This window comes from Paenibacillus sp. UNC451MF (genome assembly GCF_000686845.1).
Taxonomy (GTDB): domain Bacteria; phylum Bacillota; class Bacilli; order Paenibacillales; family NBRC-103111; genus Paenibacillus_S.
Map to the genome: position 1 here is coordinate 81,249 of NZ_JMLS01000025.1, position 19,500 is coordinate 100,748.

General features: G+C 47.7%; 16 protein-coding genes. 9 read left to right on the forward strand and 7 right to left on the reverse strand.

Annotated elements, in window-relative coordinates; all coding sequences use genetic code 11:
• Positions 1–10: 10 nt before the first annotated feature.
• Positions 11–1,369, reverse strand: a complete 1,359-nt coding sequence (locus tag BP97_RS0123795; protein ID WP_028551368.1) for an ABC transporter substrate-binding protein — start codon at positions 1,367–1,369, stop codon at positions 11–13.
• Between the two features lie 304 nt (positions 1,370–1,673).
• On the opposite strand from BP97_RS0123795, the gene BP97_RS0123800 reads away from it, so the two are divergent.
• Positions 1,674–2,036, forward strand: coding sequence for a group I truncated hemoglobin (locus BP97_RS0123800; protein WP_028551369.1), 363 nt, complete (start codon positions 1,674–1,676; stop codon positions 2,034–2,036).
• Between the two features lie 96 nt (positions 2,037–2,132).
• Here BP97_RS0123800 and murI read toward each other — a convergent pair whose 3' ends face one another.
• Entirely contained in the window at positions 2,133–2,900 is a 768-nt protein-coding gene (gene murI, locus BP97_RS0123805) for a glutamate racemase (RefSeq protein ID WP_028551370.1), read from the reverse strand.
• A gap of 213 nt (positions 2,901–3,113) precedes the next feature.
• Here murI and BP97_RS0123810 point away from each other — a divergent pair, with 213 nt between their 5' ends.
• The gene (locus BP97_RS0123810; protein WP_028551371.1) at positions 3,114–4,241 is read left to right on the forward strand and encodes an FtsW/RodA/SpoVE family cell cycle protein; all 1,128 of its coding nucleotides are present in this window, start codon (positions 3,114–3,116) and stop codon (positions 4,239–4,241) included.
• A 255-nt stretch (positions 4,242–4,496) separates the two neighbouring features.
• Here BP97_RS0123810 and BP97_RS0123815 read toward each other — a convergent pair whose 3' ends face one another.
• On the reverse strand, positions 4,497–6,119 hold the full coding sequence (locus tag BP97_RS0123815; protein WP_028551372.1) for a response regulator transcription factor: 1,623 nt from the start codon (positions 6,117–6,119) through the stop codon (positions 4,497–4,499).
• Positions 6,085–7,884, reverse strand: coding sequence for a sensor histidine kinase (locus BP97_RS0123820; protein ID WP_051620921.1), 1,800 nt, complete (start codon positions 7,882–7,884; stop codon positions 6,085–6,087). Before BP97_RS0123820 ends, BP97_RS0123815 begins: the two co-directional genes overlap by 35 nt.
• Before the next feature lie 215 nt (positions 7,885–8,099).
• Here BP97_RS0123820 and BP97_RS0123825 point away from each other — a divergent pair, with 215 nt between their 5' ends.
• Genes BP97_RS0123825 through BP97_RS0123845 form a run of 5 tightly spaced genes read left to right on the forward strand, consistent with a single transcriptional unit; the run spans position 8,100 to position 14,093 of the window.
• Entirely contained in the window at positions 8,100–9,644 is a 1,545-nt protein-coding gene (locus BP97_RS0123825) for a spore germination protein (RefSeq protein WP_028551374.1), read from the forward strand.
• Positions 9,641–10,741: a GerAB/ArcD/ProY family transporter gene (locus BP97_RS0123830; RefSeq protein ID WP_028551375.1), complete on the forward strand. Its 1,101-nt coding sequence runs from the start codon at positions 9,641–9,643 to the stop codon at positions 10,739–10,741. The genes BP97_RS0123825 and BP97_RS0123830 overlap by 4 nt, the downstream gene beginning before the upstream one ends.
• Positions 10,738–11,856 carry a Ger(x)C family spore germination protein gene (locus tag BP97_RS0123835; protein ID WP_051620922.1) on the forward strand — a complete coding sequence of 373 codons (1,119 nt, stop codon included), beginning with the start codon at positions 10,738–10,740 and terminating at the stop codon, positions 11,854–11,856. The genes BP97_RS0123830 and BP97_RS0123835 overlap by 4 nt, the downstream gene beginning before the upstream one ends.
• Before the next feature lie 30 nt (positions 11,857–11,886).
• On the forward strand, positions 11,887–12,987 hold the full coding sequence (locus tag BP97_RS0123840) for a GerAB/ArcD/ProY family transporter (RefSeq protein WP_028551377.1): 1,101 nt from the start codon (positions 11,887–11,889) through the stop codon (positions 12,985–12,987).
• Positions 12,984–14,093 (forward strand): Ger(x)C family spore germination protein, encoded by a 1,110-nt coding sequence (locus tag BP97_RS0123845; RefSeq protein ID WP_028551378.1) that lies wholly within the window; start codon positions 12,984–12,986, stop codon positions 14,091–14,093. The genes BP97_RS0123840 and BP97_RS0123845 overlap by 4 nt, the downstream gene beginning before the upstream one ends.
• A gap of 74 nt (positions 14,094–14,167) precedes the next feature.
• Here BP97_RS0123845 and BP97_RS0123850 read toward each other — a convergent pair whose 3' ends face one another.
• The 3 genes from BP97_RS0123850 to BP97_RS0123860 form a co-directional block, all read right to left on the reverse strand.
• Entirely contained in the window at positions 14,168–14,713 is a 546-nt protein-coding gene (locus BP97_RS0123850; RefSeq protein WP_028551379.1) for a glutathione peroxidase, read from the reverse strand.
• Between the two features lie 3 nt (positions 14,714–14,716).
• On the reverse strand, positions 14,717–15,166 hold the full coding sequence (locus BP97_RS0123855; protein ID WP_028551380.1) for a MarR family winged helix-turn-helix transcriptional regulator: 450 nt from the start codon (positions 15,164–15,166) through the stop codon (positions 14,717–14,719).
• A 252-nt stretch (positions 15,167–15,418) separates the two neighbouring features.
• Complete coding sequence (locus BP97_RS0123860; RefSeq protein ID WP_028551381.1) at positions 15,419–16,393, reverse strand: aldo/keto reductase; 975 nt, start codon at positions 16,391–16,393, stop codon at positions 15,419–15,421.
• A gap of 203 nt (positions 16,394–16,596) precedes the next feature.
• On the opposite strand from BP97_RS0123860, the gene BP97_RS0123865 reads away from it, so the two are divergent.
• Together BP97_RS0123865 and BP97_RS0123870 are read left to right on the forward strand one after the other, a co-directional pair.
• Positions 16,597–18,423 carry a sulfatase family protein gene (locus BP97_RS0123865; RefSeq protein ID WP_051620923.1) on the forward strand — a complete coding sequence of 609 codons (1,827 nt, stop codon included), beginning with the start codon at positions 16,597–16,599 and terminating at the stop codon, positions 18,421–18,423.
• Between the two features lie 119 nt (positions 18,424–18,542).
• Positions 18,543–19,442 (forward strand): LysR family transcriptional regulator, encoded by a 900-nt coding sequence (locus tag BP97_RS0123870; protein WP_028551383.1) that lies wholly within the window; start codon positions 18,543–18,545, stop codon positions 19,440–19,442.
• The last annotated feature ends 58 nt before the right edge of the window (positions 19,443–19,500 follow it).

A 19,500-nucleotide genomic window follows, 5' to 3' on the forward strand; every position in this document is an offset into this window, starting at 1 on the left:
ACAACCTGTATTACTTCAATTTCATTGGATCAAAGTTCGGATCCGGAGTTACCTTCACATCGCCGGCTTTGACTGCTTTATCAAGCGCATCGTTGTAACGTTTGCTCAAATCAGCAATGATGCTATCCAAGTCGCCGCTGCCGTCCAAAACATATTTCCAGAACGCATCCGCATATTTCAAGCCTTGCAAAGAGCTATCTACGTTCGGTTTAATAGGCCAAATAGCATCGGATTTGTTAGGCACAAATTCTTTGTAACCATAAATGTCCGGAGCTTTCATTTTTTCTGCAACGGATTGAAGAACTGGCATACCCAGACCTGTTTCCGCATATTTCACAAGGTTTTCTTCGCTATACATGTAGTTCATGAACTTCCATGCCGCTTCTTTATTTTTGGAGCTGCTGCTAATGGACAGCCATTGTGCACCGTTCATCCCGTTTAGACCTTTGATATTGCCGTCAATGGATGGTACATCGGCTGCAGCCCATTTGATTTTCGTAGGGAATTGGGTTTGGTAAACGCCGATTTCCGCAGAGTAGGACAAGTACATCCCGATTTTACCTGCAGCGAATTGTGCGCGTAGCGGGTCAATATCCATCGATTCCACGCCTGGCAGCATGCTGCCGTTATCTTTCATTTGTTTAAGCGCAGTGATCACTTCTTTGTAGCCTGCGAAGTCGTATTTACCGGTTTTGAAGTTATAGCCGTCTACGCCGTAGCCGCTCACTTGCAGAATGTTACGAACGGAACGCTCCATAGCGCCTGTAGGATTCTTAAAGTTCTCAGCAAAGCCGTAGATGCCGTCTTTTTTACCCATATCGGTAATCTTTTTGGCTGCATCCACCATTTCTTGAAGCGTTTTTGGAGGATTAGCTATGCCCGCTTTTTCGAACAATTCTTGGTTATACACTAAGCGAATCGTTGTACCATAGTTCGGCAATGTATAGATCTTGCCATCGTACGTATTCGCACTGTCTCTCAATGTACTTTCAAAGCGTTTTTTCATATCGTCCTTCATGAACGGATCAAGCGGCTCAAAATAACCTTTACGAGCCATGTTCACGAAATCGAATTTAGCATTAAGAATGTCCGGAGCTTGTCCGCTGGCATAAGCAAGATCGACGGATTGAACGTAGTTCTCGGACATAACGCTCATTTCCACTTCGATATCTTGGTTATCCGCATTGAATTTCTCTACAAGACCTTTAATATAATCAGCATCATGACGGTCAGCCGTCCAGAACGTCAGCTTGGTTTTACCACCGCTGCTCGCTCCGCCTGAATTAGCGCCGTCCTCTTTATTCCCACAGGCCGCAGCCGTAAAAGCTAAAGACAAGCAAAGCAATGCTGCCATTGATTTTTTTACCATAATGTAACCCCTCCTGTTCAAATCATAGGTTTCTCTTATGTATATAGGATATGCGATTTTTGTCGAAAATGGAGTGTGGTGAAACGACGACAAAGGGATAAAATCCGACGATGGACCTAAAAACGATAATTCCCCCCTCCCATTGGACTCAAAAATCCAGAGCTGCATCTAGCTCTTTCAAGCTCTGTGATAACCGAAAGCCATCAAGGGCATTCTATAGAAAGACCACCTTCACTAACGCAAAAAAAAGATGCTATAGTATGAGGAATACATAATGTATGAATAAATATTTGGGAGGTACTGCTTGGTGACAGCTACACTTTACGAGCAATTAGGCGGAGAAGAAGCCATTTCCAAAGTCGTCGATGAATTCTACAAACGTATATTGGCCGATGATTCCATTAATTTTTTCTTTTCAAAGACAGATATGGAGAAGCAGCGGAGGCATCAGGCGAAATTTATAAGCTTTGCTTTAGGAGGGCCCCATCAATATTCAGGAAAGTCTATGGAAAAGGCCCATGAAGGTATGAACCTTCAGCCGGAGCATTTTAATGCTGTAGCTACTCAACTTCATGATGCGCTTTCCCATTTTGGAGTTGGCGAAGATAAGATCGGTGAGGTATTAGCACATGTATCCACTTTAAAGGACAGCATTCTTTATAAATAAAAAAAGCCTTGTTTGCCCTCCTCACAACAGGAAAGGCATATCAGGGCTTTTTCTATACTCGCAAACCATATCTGTAATACCTGCTGCTCTTATCGACTACAGCATCTCCAGCAGCCGATGATATTTAGACAATGCTCCCTCATCTTCCACCTTTACGCCAGATGTATAGAAGGTTACTTGCCCTGTGCCCTCGTTCGTCCGATTCGATGCTTCAAGCACTCGCTTCAAATTTTTCACCGTTCCCACGCTACCGTCCATCAACAGGACATCGTCTGCAAACAGCTTCCGGAGACTTCCTTTAAAGAACGGAAAATGCGTACAGCCCAAAACAACGGTCCCGTACTGTTTCAGGTCAAACGGAGACAGCTGGTCCTCCAAATACCCGATAACCGCGTCCTCGTTGAATTGAAATCTCTCCGCGAACTGCACCAGATTAGGCAGGGGAAGCTTATCTACGATAGCATGACTGTCGATGCGATCGACCAGGTCATGAAATTTCTTCTCTTTCAGCGTTAACGAGGTCGCCAGCACCAGCACTCTTTTCCCCAATGCTTCGCTGATTTGCACAGCCGGTTTGACTGCCGGCTCGATCCCGAGAACAGGGAAGGAGTACTTAGCGCGTAAATCCTCCACTGCCACACTTGTCGCTGTATTGCACGCAATAACGACGGCTTTTACCCCTTGACGCGCAATAAAGTCAACGGCTTCAAAAATATATTGTTTGACTGCTTCCTTCGACTTCTCTCCATACGGTACGTTCATGGTATCTGCATAATAAATGTAATCTTCATTAGGCAATAGCTTTAATGCCTGGTGAAGTACGGTTATCCCGCCGATGCCTGAGTCAAAAATGCCGATTTTCAAGACATTCACTCTTTTCTATCATGTATGTTCTTTTTTTGTTTCCTTATTGTTTATTATTTTACTTGCTCGTTCCAGCCCGCAGGCCAAGTCGCGCAAAAATGTATAATCGCTCTATAATATGTTACACTGATTAAACCGCTCCATGCTAATATATCCCTTTATAAGGAGGTTGCTGGTGAATAGCAAGACGCACAAAGGAGATCTGCTGTAACAATGATTCGAAATATAAAAAAATTGGACTATAACGTACTAATCCTCCTGTTTTTGTTCATGATCATTAGTACCTTATTAATAAAGAGTGCTACCACCTATGATGAACAGTACCACAATCTATACTTAAAAAACATGATTAATTATGGCATAGGCTTTTTTGTTCTAGTGATGACAGCCCTTTGGGATTACCGATTGATCGTTAAAATCTCTTACTACCTATATGGTGCAGCTCTTCTTCTATTAATTGCTGTTTATATGTTTGGCAGTGAATATCACGGTGCCAAAGGGTGGTTCGAGCTCCCTTTCGGATTTACTTTCCAGCCTGCCGAATTTATGAAAATCGTTCTGATCTTAGCTATTGTAAAGCTGCTTGAGCAAAAAAACTATGACCCTTTAAGAATTATACGTGATGTTGCCCCCATGGTCTTCATGACTCTTGTCCCTTTTATTCTTGTGTTGAAGCAACCGGATTTGGGAAATGCCATCATCTATCTTGTTATCCTCTTCGCCATGCTGTGGATGGGGAACTTGAAATACAAGCATATGTTTCTTCTGGTCACCCTCATAGCGGCTTCCTTAACTGCGTTCGTTTATAGCTATGTTCATTATCATGAACCGATAGAGCAATTTTTGCTAGACAAAAAGCTCGGACATTGGTCAGAGCGTATCGATACGTTTTTAATGCCGGACCAAGCTTCGGACGATGCCACTTATCATGTCAAAAAAACGATAACGGCTATCGGTTCCGGGCAGTTGAGCGGCGACGGCTTCATGCAAGGCAGCTCCAAAAATCGGGGGCGTATCCCCTTCGCTTATTCCGACTCTATCTTCGCAGTCATAGGGGAAGAGTTCGGCTTTATCGGGTGCTCGCTTTTGATCGCCCTCTATTTAATTCTGCTAAGCAAGCTGCTGTTTATGAATTCCGGCGCTTCCTACGCGGCAGGCTTTATTGCGGTCGGAGTATCGGCCGTGATGCTGTTCCAGATCTTCGAAAATATCGGAATGCTTATGGGCCTTATGCCGCTGACCGGGATTACACTGCCCTTCATCAGCTATGGAGGAACCTCCATTATGATCAATATGTTCTCTATCGGCCTTATTCTCAGTGCTCAGATTCATCGCGATTGAATGAGAGCCCTTTAATCGTTTAGAGGGTGAGTCTGTATGGAATCCACAAGCTTGAAATATTGTTAGTATAGTCCGGTAGAATGTGCCCCTCCAGCCGCTGTTGAAACCCGTGAATTTGATTAGAATTAGTGGGATTTTCACGGCTTTCAAAGGCGGACGTAAACTCCTCTGAGGCACATTCCACCTACCTATAGCACAATTTCACGCATAACCGGCTTCTCTATACCGAAGCCCTCTAAATGATTAGAGGGCTTTTTATGCTTCAGAAAGTCCCGCGCTCTGGCGGAATTCCGACGGCGTCATCCCCGTCACTTTCTTGAATACATCGCTGAAGTACCGCCGCTCCTCATAGCCCAGCGCCGAGGCGACCTCCTGAATCTGCTTGTTCTGAAGCAGCATTTCCTTGGCCTTGTCCATCCGCATGGCGGTAACATACTGGTTGAAGCTCATACCTGTCACTTTCTTGAACAGATTGGCGAAGTAGCTGCCGCTCAAATGGACCTGTGAAGCGCAGTGCGCCACGGTAAGCTCTGCTGCCAGATGCTGCTTGATGTATGCGATAGCCTGCTCAATGACCAAGTGTGCTTGCGAAGCGCTCCGCTCCTCCACGATGCTGCAGCCCTGCTCGCAGATTTGCTTCAGCAGCCCGTATATATCATGAACGGTACGACCGCTGCTTGCCTCCATCTCTTGCAGCAGCTCCTCGAGCGGCTCTATATCTTCATAAGATAGCTTCTCCAGCAGCACACGCACAAGCATATTCGCAAAACCATGCAGCAGCAAAGCAAGGTAGCGCGGCTGAGGACGCGGCTGAAAGTTGACCAGCTCCTCGTATACCTCTTCAAGGATTACAAGCGTCCTCTCCCGGTTCCCTGATTGCAGAGCGAAGGCAATATCCTGTACCCGATCTGCAGGATATTTAGGCAGCTGTTGGTTATCCTCTATGACATCCCCATAGCATACGACTCCATTACCCCCCGTATAAAAATGGTAGGACATGGCTGTTTCTGCTTGCTGGTAGGACAGCGGCAGCTCATGAACTTTGCCTGCGCGATTACCTACACCAATGGACACAGTGTACTTGGCATAACGTGAGATATGATCACAGCAGCGCTCCGCAAGTGCCGACGGGGTTTCTCCCTCATATTCGTTATATATGATAACGAACCTACCGTCTGAATCCCGGAAGATGACGCCCTTCGTATGATTATGAATCGTTTCCTCCAAAATATTTTGCAGCGTAAACCGCAGCAGCTCGATTTCGCTGACCGGCCAGTCCTTACTTAACTCTTGAAACCGGTCAATTTCGAGGACCATCACGACGAAGTTTTCCCGGTCCAATCCGAGCTGGAGAAAGTCCCATCTCTCGCGTATTTTGTTCTCATTGGCCTTGTGATGGATAAGCAAATTGAAAAATTCTTGCCGAAGCACAGGCAAGCTTTCCTTCACGCGACGCTCCATCTCCCGAATATTCGACTGCTGCCGCTTCGTTTCCAGTACGGCCAGCCGAGCTTTTTGCACCGTGGAGGTGATGTCCTCCAGCGAGAATGGCTTCGTGACGAAATCAAAAGCCCCGAGCCGAACGGCTTCCTGTGCATATTCGAAGTCGCTGAAACCACTGATCAAAATAATTTTACAATGAGGCAGCGCTTGAACAACAGAACGCGTCATTGTCAGTCCATCCATTTTCGGCATGCGAATATCGGTAACGATAATATCCGGCTGCTCCTTCAAAGCAAGCTTTAAGCCATCTTCTCCGTTCAGGCATGCGCCTGCAATGGCGATGCCGTATTGCTCCCACGAAATTCCGTTAACAAGCCCATCCACAACGTCTTTAATATCATCAATGACGATCATTCTGATCATCGTCGAGTCCATCCTCTTCCCCTCCTTTGCTCCAAGGTATCGTCACCGTAACGGTCGTACCTAACCCTAGGGCACTTTCAATGGTCATACTGGCTTGGTTCTCATAGTACAACCGCAGTCGTTCAACAATATTGTGAAGCGCATAACTATCCGACGACTCCGCGGCTTGGCGAATGGTTTGAAGCGTGTCCTGATCCATCCCATGACCGTTATCCCGTATAGTAAATACCAAATGATCTCCCAAGGGCTCCAACTTCACAATAATGACGCCCCCATCCTGCTTGTCCTTGAATCCATGCAGAATAGCGTTCTCTACCAACGGCTGCAGCAGCACCTTCAATATCGAATGCTGTTGAATCTCCTCGTCCTGCGGAGCCTCAATCCGAAATTCAAACAAATTCTCGTAGCATCTCTGCTGAAGCGACAAATATTGCTCCACGTGCAACAATTCTTTCTTGATTGTTGTCAGTTCTTTGCCGTTATTAAGACCGAGCTGGAACATTCGTGACAGCGACATCACCATCTGACCGACCTCGTCAGACTTCTTGAGCTGCGTTTTCCAATAGATCGTGTTTAATGTATTGTATAGAAAATGCGGGTCGATCTGCGCCTGCAACGCCTTGATCTCCGCCTTGTGCTTGTCCTTTTCCACACGTTGGTTCATCTCGATCAGCTGAGCAATCTGCTCCAGCATCCGGTTGAACTGCTTGCCCACTTGGGCAACCTCGTCATTGCCTCCGCTTTCGAATCGGACACCCAAGTCATTGTCCCCTGCGCGACGCATAAGCTTCTGAAGCTTCGTCAACGGATTGGCTAACAGCGTGCTAAGCCCGTTAGATACGAGGAATCCGATTACAATACAGATGACCATCACCAGCAGTGTAGCCCATTTGATTCCGTTCGCCTGGCTCATAAGCTCATCGGTCGGCTTGACGCTGAGGTAAGTCCAGCTGTTGTCGACAGTAGATTTGACGAAGTTCACCAAGTACGTATCGCCTTGGAAGTCAAAATCGAATGCCCCTTGCGATTGTGATCGAATTCGCTCCTGGAACCGGGGCTCCTTCAGCATGTCATCGTACTTATACGGCCTTTGCACAAAGACCGGCGTTCCATCATCCTTCATAATGGTGACACCCTCACGCCACTCGCTAATATTATCCGTTAAAAAGTGCAGTAAGCCTTCTTCCCTCAGATTCACAATGATATAGGAATCCGGGACGGCAAAGCCGGCAATCGCATTAATAACTAAAGACATTACAGGAACATCACCCGAGAAAAAGCTGTCCTTATGCCCTTCAATCCAGATCGCGTGCCGCTCCTCCCGGATTCTCTCGTACATCGGTGTATCTTTAAAATTATTCCGAATCTGTCTTGGCGCATCCGCAGGGTAAAAATCCCCAATAGGCGTAGTAAGCAAAACAGCTTGAAGCAGCGGCTCGTTCAGCTTCAGCTGCATAAACGGTGTTTGCAGCGCAGCATAATGGGCAAAATAGCTCGATCGGTCCCCCGTTACAACGTCCTTCATCGCCTGCTCGTAAGAGTTGCTGATGACCAGTGTCATCAACGACAGGGCTACATGGTTCAACTTCTCGTCAAAAGCTTGTGAAGATTTATTCAATGCATCCTGGCTAAGCTTCAGTGCATTGTCCTGCACCACCTTGGCCGAAATGTAGTACGTTGTCCAGCCGACTGTCAGGACGGACAAAATAATCATCAAGGCAAAGGCAATACGAAGCCGGTGCTTGAACGGATATTTATGTAGAAAATAACGGATCAATCCTGCTCGTTCCCTTCTTACGGCCGTACCAGTCTCACACGACTTTTCATGAGACAAGTTATGCTATAAATCATACCACGCTCGTGTCCGAATGCAAAAAAACGACGAAGTCGCCCCACTCGTCGAGCCTTTGTGTATTATGAACAACTCCGCATATCTCTTTCATAATTATGCCATATTAAACATTATTAATGTTGGATCGGAATGGGATGACTATGAGCTTTCTTCGCTGGTTTAAATGGACAACGCATCAATCCGCACCTCAGCTTCAGCAAGCACCTGAGAAGCTGTCCGGTGCGATTAACGCTTCGCTTGCAGCTAACATAGCGGAAATAAGCACTCTCTTCAGTCAGGCCCCCGATCTTGTCATTCGGCACCTGGTCATCCAACCCACAGGACGCGAGGCTGCACTCGTGTACCTGAATGGTCTGAGCGACAAGAACTCTGTCAATAACAACGTACTTCGCCCGCTTCAGGATGGTACTTCGAACGGTAGCTCGAGCTCAGCTCCTTCCATAACCATTGGACATATTACAAAGCTAAACCAATGGGAGGATGTCGAGTTGTCTATCTTCCAAGGCTACAGCATTCTGTTCATAGAAGGCCAGCCCGAGGTTCAAACCTTTGACACTCAGGGTTGGCCGCAGCGGGCCATCGAAGATCCGCAGATCGAGTCTTCCTTGAAGGGAGCCCATCAAGGGTTTGTAGAGACAGGGACCCAAAATATCGCCATGATTCGCAGGTATATCCCGAACCGCGAGCTCAAAATGAGGGAGATTACCGTAGGCCGAAGGGGCAAGACAACCGTTTCCATCCTTTATTTGAGAGATGTCGCTCATCCGGACGTCTTGAAGGAGCTCGAGGACCGCATCCGCCGGTTGGACGTAGACGCAATCTTGAACACAGGGGAGCTGGAAGGATTCATTGAAGACAATCCCTATTCTCCTTTCCCCCAATTTTTGTCGACGGAGCGTCCTGACGCTGCGGCATCGCAAATTTTGCAAGGGAGGTTCGCTGTCGTTGTCGACCGCTCTCCCAGTGTTCTGATTGGTCCAGCTACGTTTACGTCATTTTTTCAGAGTCTGGACGACTATAGTACACGTTGGCTCATTGCCACGTTCATCCGAATGCTGCGTTTTGTCGGCTTCATCGTCGCCGCCTTTCTTCCAGCCCTCTATATTGCGGCTATATCCTTTAATTATGAGGTGATCCCGATCAAGCTGATTTTATCGATCGGAGAATCGAGGGAACGCGTGCCCTTCCCTCCTATAGTTGAGGCCCTCCTGATGGAAATTACTTTGGAGATGCTGCGCGAGGCTGGTATTCGCCTTCCAACCCCGATCGGACAAACCGTGGGTATTGTGGGAGGTATCGTTATAGGCCAAGCGGCGGTACAGGCAGGCATCGTGAGCAATGTGATGGTTATCGTGGTAGCGGCCACCGCGATCGCTTCCTTTATTATTCCTAACTACGATATGGCCTCTGCTATCCGTCTTATTCGCTTTCCTATGATGATTATCGCTTCTATGTTCGGAATCGTAGGAATTGTTATCGGGCTAATGACCCTGATCGCTCATCTTATTTCACTCGAATCGCTCGGTACGCCTTATGGCAGTCCGGTAGCACCGATGCGTTTTGCCGATTGGAAAGACACGTTCATCCGGCTGCCGATATGGAAAATGAACAAGCGTCCTGTCAGTGCAAGACCTTTGCAAGGTAAAAGGCAAGGTCCCAATCATCCGAAGGGTGACGGCAAATGAAGAAGTACCAGTATAACGAAATCACTCTCATGCAGTATATTTTCCTCATTCACGGTTCACAGCTTGGGATAGGGCAGTTAGCCCTCCCCCGCCAGCTGGTGGAAAGTGCCGGGGTCAGCGGATGGATATCGCTCCTGCTGGGCTGGGCTGGCTCCCTAGCGGCAAGCCTCTTCATCATCTCGGTTATGAAGAGATATCCGGGTGGAACGCTGCCCGACTTACTTGTTCATTACTTTGGCAAAACGATCGGTAGAGTCGGAGCTGCTCTGATGGCATTGTTTTATGCTTTTTCAAGTATGACGTGCATTATAGCTACCGGATTAATGATTCAGGAATGGCTGCTTCCACAAACGCCGTTGTACATTTTAATGATTTTGTTCTCGATTCCGACTTATCTCATTACCCGTAACGGGCTTCGGATTATAGGCAGGTATAACGAACTCGTCTTTTTCTTGACGATTCCTATGGCTGTCTTCTTGCTGGTTCCATTGAAGGATGGACACCCGCTGCACCTGCTGCCGCTTCTCGGAGAAGGATGGAGTCCCTTGTTCCAGGCTACCTTGGTAACCGTATATTCCTTTCTTGGCTTTGACTCCGCACTGATTTTGTATCCGTTTTTGAAAAAAAAGCAGTCAGCCGTCTTAGGCATTACGATTGCCAATACCCTGACGATGCTTCTTTTTTTAATGACGGCGCTAGCCTGTTTTACCTTTTTCAGCCCTGATGAAATTACCCAGTATTATCAGCCCACCTTGGACCTGCTGAAGGTCATTGAATTCCATTTCGTAGAGCGGCTGGAGCTTGTTTTTTTGTCAGGCTATCTATTCGTTATTTCCGCTACATGGGTCATTCTGATGTACAATACGGTCTTTTGCACAAGCTGGCTCCTCGGAAAACAGGATCATCAAAACCACGTACTGCTCCTGTTAGGATGTATTGTGGTAATCGCTTATTTCTTGGATCCTTCAGCGCATCAGTTAGATGATTGGTTCCATTGGCTGACAGGGGCCGGCCTGTTGTATGCCTTTGCGATGCCGGTCGTTTTATGGTTGTACATGCGAGGTGATGAACTTATTCGTGGGAGGAGTCGCACATGATGAAGCGCGCACAGATTCTAATAGGGGTCATCTTGCTGGCGCTCCTTCTTGCCGGCTGCAGAGATCGGCATAACCTGGAGGATTTGACGGTAGTGCTCATCCTTGGAATCGATGTAGACCGCGACAACAATCTGGTGTTCTATGAATCGAGTCCTGTATTCAACAAAGAAGCCAAGGATAAAGAAGAGGAGTTCGGGGTAAAAGCCTCCACGTTTCATGAAGCCAGAGAAGTGTTCGACGCCATGGTGACTGCCTTAAGCGTAGAAGGGAAAGTACAGCTCATTTTGCTCAGCCATCGCCTTCTGCAAAGAGGGGATTGGTTCCCTCTGTTCGATACGTTTTACCGAGATGCCAAAAATAGCTTGGCGCCGAAAATAGTCGCCGTAGACGGCTCCGTCTCGGACATTATCCATTTTGCCCCCAAGGACAAGCCCTTGCTTCCAGTCCATATTACACGGCTTATCGAGGAGAACCACCGACGCAATATTACGGTCAGCACGGACTTATTGGAGCTGCACCGGCAAATGACCGACAAGGGAGTAACTCCTTACATCTCAGAAATAAAAAAAGATAGTGAGATACAACTCATAGGGACAACGCTGCTGCAGGAAAATGGTAAATATGCCGATTCTCTCAATCTCCAGCAGACGACGCTGCTGCATATTCTGCAAGAGCACAAGGAAGGAGAGCAGTCCTTAACCCTCTCTGTTCCAGTAGGTGAAAAAAAGACTTATTTTGATAAAAACAAACTGAGCTTCATCATTCAGCACCTCTCCACCAAAACGAAAACGGCTTATGATCAGGGGAGATTTCGATTTCGGACCCATGTGGATATGACCATTACGTTGAAAGAGCGATTGTTTCCTTATGACATGAAAACAAAAAGCCGCCAAATGGAGCAAATGATTCAAGAACAGCTGCAAACCCAGCTGCAAACGCTGATCAAAAACATGCAAAAGCATAAGGCCGATCCCGTGGGATACGGCTCATGGGCGAGAGCTTACCAATATAAAGCATGGTCTGAGGTTAAAAGCCAATGGAGCGAGGCTTGGTCCAAGGCCGATGTTAACGTCACGGTTAGAGTGAAGATCAAAAGTGTCGGTCCCATTAAATAATGGCCCTCACAGAACGGGAGGCGGCTAGGAGTGAAAAAGTATGCCTATAACGAAATTACGTTCATGCAATACACCCTATTCATCCACGGTTCCCAGGTCGGAATAGGCATTCTTCAGCTGCCTCACCAACTGGCCGAATACGCGGGTACCGACGGTTGGATATCCATCATCATAGGATGGGTCTTATCCGTCATAGCCAGCCTATTTCTCGTTCAGGTGATGAAGAAACACCCTGAAGATACATTAATCGACTTACTGCCAAGATATTTCGGTGTATGGGCTGGAAAAGCCTTTACCTTGTTTCTTGCACTCTATTTCGGATTTTTGGCTTATACGGTCATATGCCGTGCCATTCTGTTTATCAGCTCGTGGATCCTGCCTCAGACGGCAGACTATATGCTCATGATTCTTTTCTGCGTCCCCTCTTATCTCGTTGTTCGAAATGGTCTTCGCATTCAGGGCAGATATTCTGAGCTTGTATTCTTCATCTCTCTGTGGATGCCCCTATTTTATCTGGTTCCGTTGAAAGATGCTCACTGGCACTATCTGCTGCCGCTGGTAAAGGACGGTTGGGGACCAGTCCTACATACCGCTTCTTTTACGATCTATTCTTTTCTAGGGTTTGAGACTGCCTTTTTTCTATATCCATTTCTGCAGAAAAAAGAATCTGCCACTCTAGGGATCGTGATTGCTAACACCATGTCTATGCTCGTATTCCTGTTCGTAACGATCTCATGCTTCGTCTTTTTCAGTCCTGAGGGCATTCTGCAATTCAATGAACCTACGCTCAATATATTGAAGGTTGTTGAATTAAGCTTTCTGGAACGGCTGGAGATCGTCTATCTGGCTTTTTACTTATTCATCATTTCAACTACCTGGATGCCTTATATGTTCTGGGCTGTATTCTGCAGCAGTCAGCTGCTTGGCAAACAGAATCACCATCGTCATCTTGTTGTGTTCCTGCTTCTATCTATTGCGGGAACAATAGGGTTCAAGCTAACGTTTGATAAGAATGACAAGTGGCAGCAGCTGCTCGGTAATGTGGGATTACTGATTGCCTTTGCGCTTCCCGTCGCTTTATGGCTATACACCGGTGGGTACAGACTGCTCAAGAGGAGGAGAAACTATTGAAGCTGCTCCTCTGTCTGCTGATTACCATGCTGGCACTCCTTCCGGGATGCAACGATCGTCTGGATCTTGAGGATATGTCGATAGGACTCTTGATGGGGATCGACTTGGATGAGAATGATCGTCTGGTCTATTATTTGTCGAGCCCTGTTTTTAATAAAGAAGCGAAGAAACGTCAAGAGGAGAGTGGGGTCATCTCATCGACCATGGTCCAATCCGAGAAAAAAATGGACGGACTGACCACCGCATTGACTGTCCGCGGAAAGGTACAAGTACTGCTGCTTGGCAAACGCTTGCTGAAGCAATCGAACTGGTTCCCTCTACTGGATGTAGCATTTCGCGATACCAAATTCACGGTTAACGCAAGAATCGTTGCGGTGGATGGGCCCATCTCGGAGGTTATTCGTTTCCAACCCAAAGACAAGCCGAGTCTGCCAGAGCACTTGTCCAAGCTTATTGATACGGCTAACGAAAGAAACATCACCGTCAAGACAACGCTGCAGGAGCTGCACCGTCAAATGTACGAAAAAGGAACGACTCCGTCTATTTCAGAAATCAAGAAGATGAATGATATTGAAGTCCAGGGTACTGCGCTGCTTAACGAGCAGGGGAAATATGTATCGTTAATTACAAGGCAGGAGAATACACTGCTGCAAATTTTACAGCGCAAAACCAAGGAGGATCTATCCCTTACGGTAAGTGTTCCTCAAAAGCAGCCGGATGGCGGTATGATAAAAAAGAAGCTGAGCATTTTACCTGAGCAGTTGAAGCTCCGTATCGACAGTGCATTCAACGAAGGCAGATTCGAGTTCGATATTATCGTTCGGATCAGCTTTAGTCTTGTCGAGAAACAGTTTCCGCGGTTTATGAATCTGCAATCCCAGAAACTGGAGCATATCATTAACGAAGAGCTGCAAAAGGAATGCAGGACCCTAATTAAGAAATTCCAGGAAGCCGAGATCGACCCGATCGGGCTCGGATTACACGCAAGAGCTTATCACAATACTCAGTGGAAAGAAGTGCAAGACCACTGGGGTGAGGCTTTAGCCCGTTCTATTATTCGAGTGACCTTCCAGACGGAAATAACGAAGTTAGGACCTGTTCGGTAGTCTCTCACGACTTGAAAAAAGACAGCTCCAGACGGTTCGTCCTGGCTGTCTTCTTATCATCGTGATATTAGCTTTTACAATAGAGCTTCAATCGCTGACTCCATATCCATAGGCTCTACAGCCGGCTCGAATCGTCCTACTACGTTGCCGTTGCGATCAACTAGGAATTTGGTGAAGTTCCATTTGATCTCGTCGCCTACAAGCAATTCAGGCTGTTTCTCCTGCAAGAAGGCATGCAGCAGCCGACCGCTTGCATCGCTCAGGTCAAACCCTTCAAATGGCGCCTGTTCCGTCAAATAGCGGAATACAGGATGGGCGTCACGGCCACGTACATCCGTTTTTTCAAACAATTGAAATTGTACGCCATAATTGACTTGGCAAAACGACTGTACCTCTTCACTGTTGCCAGGCTCCTGTTCATTAAATTGATTACACGGGAAGCCTAGAATTTCCAAGCCTTGTGAACTGTATCGCTCATGAAGCTTTTGCAGGTCAGTATATTGAGGCGTAAAGCCGCATTTGCTAGCCGTGTTGACAATGAGCAGTACTTTACCCTTGTATTGATCCAGCTGTACCTGTTTACCTTGAATTGTTTCTGCAGAAATATCGTAAATAGACATCGTTCATTCCTCCGTTTTCATTTGATGGATTGTATGCAAAAGTGCCGTTAATTTCTCACGCCATTCAGCCGCTTCTTCCTTCTCCATACCCATTTGGCAAAATAACCGGTTAGGGATATCGTAAGCCTGCTCCTTCAGCTTCACTCCCTGTTCCGTCAGGCAGATCCTCACCTGTCGTTCATCCTTGCTATCGCGAACCCGACGGATAAGGTCCATCTGCTCCAGCCGCTTCAACAGCGGCGTCAAGGTGCCGGAATCCAAGTAAAGACGGCTGCCCAGTTCCTTCACAGTAATGTCATCCGCCTCCCATAGAGCTAGCAGTGTTACATACTGCGTATACGTTAGACCAAGTTCATCCAATAGGGGGCGGTACAACCTCGTAATTTCTTTGGAGCATGCATATACAGCAAAGCACAGTTGATTATCCAGCTTCAACCACTCGTCCTTCTTCATCCGCACCTCCGATTGATTTTTCGTAATTTAATTGTACACAATTAAATTACTCACAATTTAACACACTCTTTCGTTTTGGTCAATCCCTGGCCTCTACCAAAATGTGACCTTTATAAAAAAGTCCGACACCCTAAGATGTCGGACTATAAAAACGATTATTGGATATCCATCCAACGAAGCAGCACCGTGATCGCTTCGGCGCGAGTCGTTAGTCGAGCGATGCAAGCAAAAGTTGAAGGGCACTTTCGACTGTTAAGGCAGTCGATAAAAAGCGAACGGAGCTCCATATCGAAACGATTCGCTGATGGAATTCATCTCCTTAAGATGGTCTGAATCCATACTTACCGACAGGCTCAGCATATTTTCTTCAACCTGTTCCACTCGTGTCGCCCCTACGATGACAGTCGATACGACCGGCTGCTGAATGAGCCAGGCAAGCGATAGCACGCTCGGTGAGCAGCCTGCCACCGCAGCCAGCTCGCCTACCCTTTTGCCAAGTGCTATTTTTTCCTCACTGAGAAAACGGCTGAAGTTCGGATCTGTATCTGCGCGTGATCCTGCAGGGGCAGCATCAGGAGAACTGTATTTCCCGGTGAGAATGCCTCCTGCCAAAGGAAAATAGGGGATAATCCCAACCCCCTGATCCAAGCAGAGAGGAACAAGCTCCTGCTCCGGCGTTCGGTCAGCTAATGAATAGCTGATTTGTGTAGAGACAAATCGGTTCAGTCCCAGCCGCTCACTGATGCCGAGAGCCTTCATAAGCTCCCAAGCCGCATAGTTGGAAGCGCCGATATAACGGACCTTCCCTGAGCGAACCATATCGTCCAGAGCCCGGAGCGTCTCCTCGAGAGGCGTGTCCGGATCAAACGTATGGATTTGGTACAAATCCACGTAATCCGTCTTGAGTCGGCGCAAGCTATCCTCCAATTCCTGCTGCAGATGATAGCGCGACGAGCCGCGCTCATTAGGTCCCGGTCCACGGACCAGGCCTGCCTTTGTTGCCAGAACAACTTCATGACGCTTGCCTGCCAGGGCCAGTCCGATAATCCTTTCCGACTCAGACTGGGCGTAAATATTGGCCGTGTCGATGAAATTGATCCCTTTATCCAACGCATGATGAATGATTTGCATCGAGGTTTCTTGATCGGCACGTTTGCCGAAGGCATTAGTCCCTAACCCCAGAGCAGAAACTTTCAAACCGCTATTTCCTAAACGTCGAAATTGCATGTCATGTTCTCCTTTTCTCAACATAAGAATAAGTTGTCGCTTGCCCTGTACGGCTCTCCCGAATCTAGATCGTTGTTCCTCAGCTTGAAGGCTTAGTCCGGTAACCGTGTTATCTAATAGATAACATTATACCATTGTGCGAACGATGAGTTCGAATGGCCATTCTTTGATAGAAGTGCAATCAAACGATGGGAGTGGTTTGCATGGCTGCGCCAAATGAAAAACCAATACGCCAACATCCATTCAAAAACAAGCCTAACATTCTTATCGTTATCGTAGATCAAGAACGGTACCCTACCGTATATGATAACGAAGAACTGCGAGCCTGGCGCAAAAACAATCTGATCGCACAAGGACTCCTTCGTGAGAACTCACTTGAATTCAAGCACCATTATATCGGCAGCACCGCATGCTCCCCCAGCAGAGCGACCTTGTTTACCGGCCAGTATCCCTCCCTGCATGGCGTTAGCCAAACCCCGGGCATTGCCAAGGGTGATTTTGATGCAGACACATTCTGGCTGGACCCGAACACCGTCCCGACGATAGGCGATTACTTTCAAGAGCTGGGATACCGTACGTATTTAAAAGGAAAATGGCATGTATCCCAAGCCGACTTGATCATTCCTGGTACGAAAACTTCGCTTGCAAGTTATTTCGAGAGCAATGGAATCCCCGATCCGCAAAAGGTCGATGACTATCTTGGAGCAGACCGGCTGGCAGGCTTCGGCTTTCAAGGCTGGGTCGGACCCGAGCCGGCTCCTATTCATCCGCACAATTCAGGATCATCGGCGGCATTCGGTGTGAGCGGTCGAGATCCTATTTATGCACAGGAATCCGTTGAGCTCATTCAGGCGCTTGATGCCGAGCGCACTATGCACCCTCAGGATACACCAACTCCGTGGCTTATTGTGTCGTCCTTCGTCAATCCTCATGACATTAGTCTATATGGGGAACTCTCACAGCTCATTCCGCAATTTAACTTTGATGCCGATCCGACCGTTCCTTACGTGCCCCCTGCTCCGACAGCGGATGAGTCGCTGGATACAAAGCCCAGAGCCCAGCGCAGCTATAAGGAAGTATATCAGCAAGCTTTCCAGCCTACCAAGGACACGACCCACTACCGACGTCTATACTATTCCTTGCAAAAGAAAGCGGATCAGGAAATGCTCAAAGTATTGCAGGCCCTTCGTGCATCCTCCTTCTATGAAGAGACGATTGTCATCTTTACCTCTGACCACGGAGATATGCTCGGAGCCCACGGAGGATTGTTTCAAAAATGGTATCAAGCCTACGAGGAAACGGTGCATGTTCCTTTCCTTATTCATAGCCCTCGACTGTTTGATAAGCATTATTCCGTCGACATGCTCACGAGTCATGTAGATGTGCTGCCCACTCTGCTGGGACTCGCAGGAGCCGACGCAGTAAGCCTGCAGAAGCGGCTAAAGGAAACACATATTGAAGTGCATCCTCTCGTGGGCCGAGACCTGTCCGCACTCGTTCTCGGTACCGGTGTTCCGGCGCGAAGCGGTGAGCCGGTCTATTACATGACGGACGACGATGTGACTCGCGGGCTTAATCAGCACAATGTTTTTGGGGTACCCTACAGCTCAGTCGTTCAGCCGAATCATGTAGAGTCCATCATCACCGTCTTGGCAAACGGGACGCGCAAGGAGCTATGGAAATATTCCCGTTACTTCGATAATCCGCAATTTTGGAGCGATCCGGGCAGCAAAGATGTGACGACCACCTGCGGTAGACCGCATCCCGCCCCCGGATTGCCAATGACCCCTGACTCCGTCACAAGCTCGAGCTGTGTTACGGCTACCAAAACGTCACCTGTGCAGGACGAGTTTGAACTATACAACTTGTCCTCCGACCCTTTGGAGCAACGAAATTTAGCCAGCTCCGCCTATGCTACGGACGAAATCCGGAGGATTCAGCATATTCTCTCGCTCATGCTTGCGGAGCAATGCGCAGCTAAACGATTGGCTCCAAGCAGCGGCCCGGTCCCTGGTATGCCGGGCTGCTAAAGGGATTAATAAGGGGCCCTTTCGGCAAACATGCCGTGAGCTCCAGCACGTAATCCAAGCGCCCCTCCCCCTTTTCTGATATAATAGGAGCAATATGTTCTGGAAGGGGACGCATTCCATTGAACGAACAAGACTGGACTCTACTGGAGTCCATTTACGAGGAACAAAACATAACAAAAGCTGCCGAACGGCTTTTCATCTCACAGCCAGCCTTAACTTATCGTCTTCAGCAGATTGAACAGGAATTCGGCATCAAGGTGTTCACACGGAGCGGTAAGAAGATCCAGTTCACTGCTGAGGGCGAGCATCTGGTCCATTATGCCAAAAAGATGCAGCTCGAGCTGCGCAAAACAAAGGAGCTGCTCGCCAATCTGCAGGATATTGATGTCAGAGGCTCCTTAAAAATCGGTGCCTCTAGCAATTTTGCCCTTTATAAGCTTCCTTCGATTATGAAGCGTTTTGTCGATTTACATCCGCATGTGCAGGTGAATCTTCGCACCGGACTGAGCTCCGATATTTTTCAGCTGCTGCAGGATGACGATGTCCACCTCGCCATCATACGCGGCGATTATCATTGGATCGAGCAGAAGTTCCTTATCAATGAAGAGCCGATTTGTATTATTTCCAATCACCCTATTGAAATCGACAAGCTCCCGCTGCTCCCGCGAATCCATTATCAGCTCGGAGCCAAAAAGGATAAGATTAAATATAAAACGGACTCATTTCTCAGCAAGTCCATCGAAAATTGGTGGCAGGATCGGTTCACTGTCCCGCCCATTATCACGATGCAGGTCGATAGCTTCGAGACATGCAAGGAGCTAGTCAAGCACGGGCTTGGCTATGCGATTATTCCCCGCATTTGCTTGACTGAGGATGATGAGTTCTACACTATGGACTTGGTGAAGCAGAACGGAGAGCTGCTGCTTAGGAAGACTTGGATGATCTACCGTGAGTCAGCTATGGATTTGTCGTCTGTGAACAAATTTGTTCACTATGTGCGGTCGGTGTATCAGGAGTAGGAGCATACTCGCCTAGAGAGGGATAATGGATTGGACACACCGTTGTGGTAGATCGGCT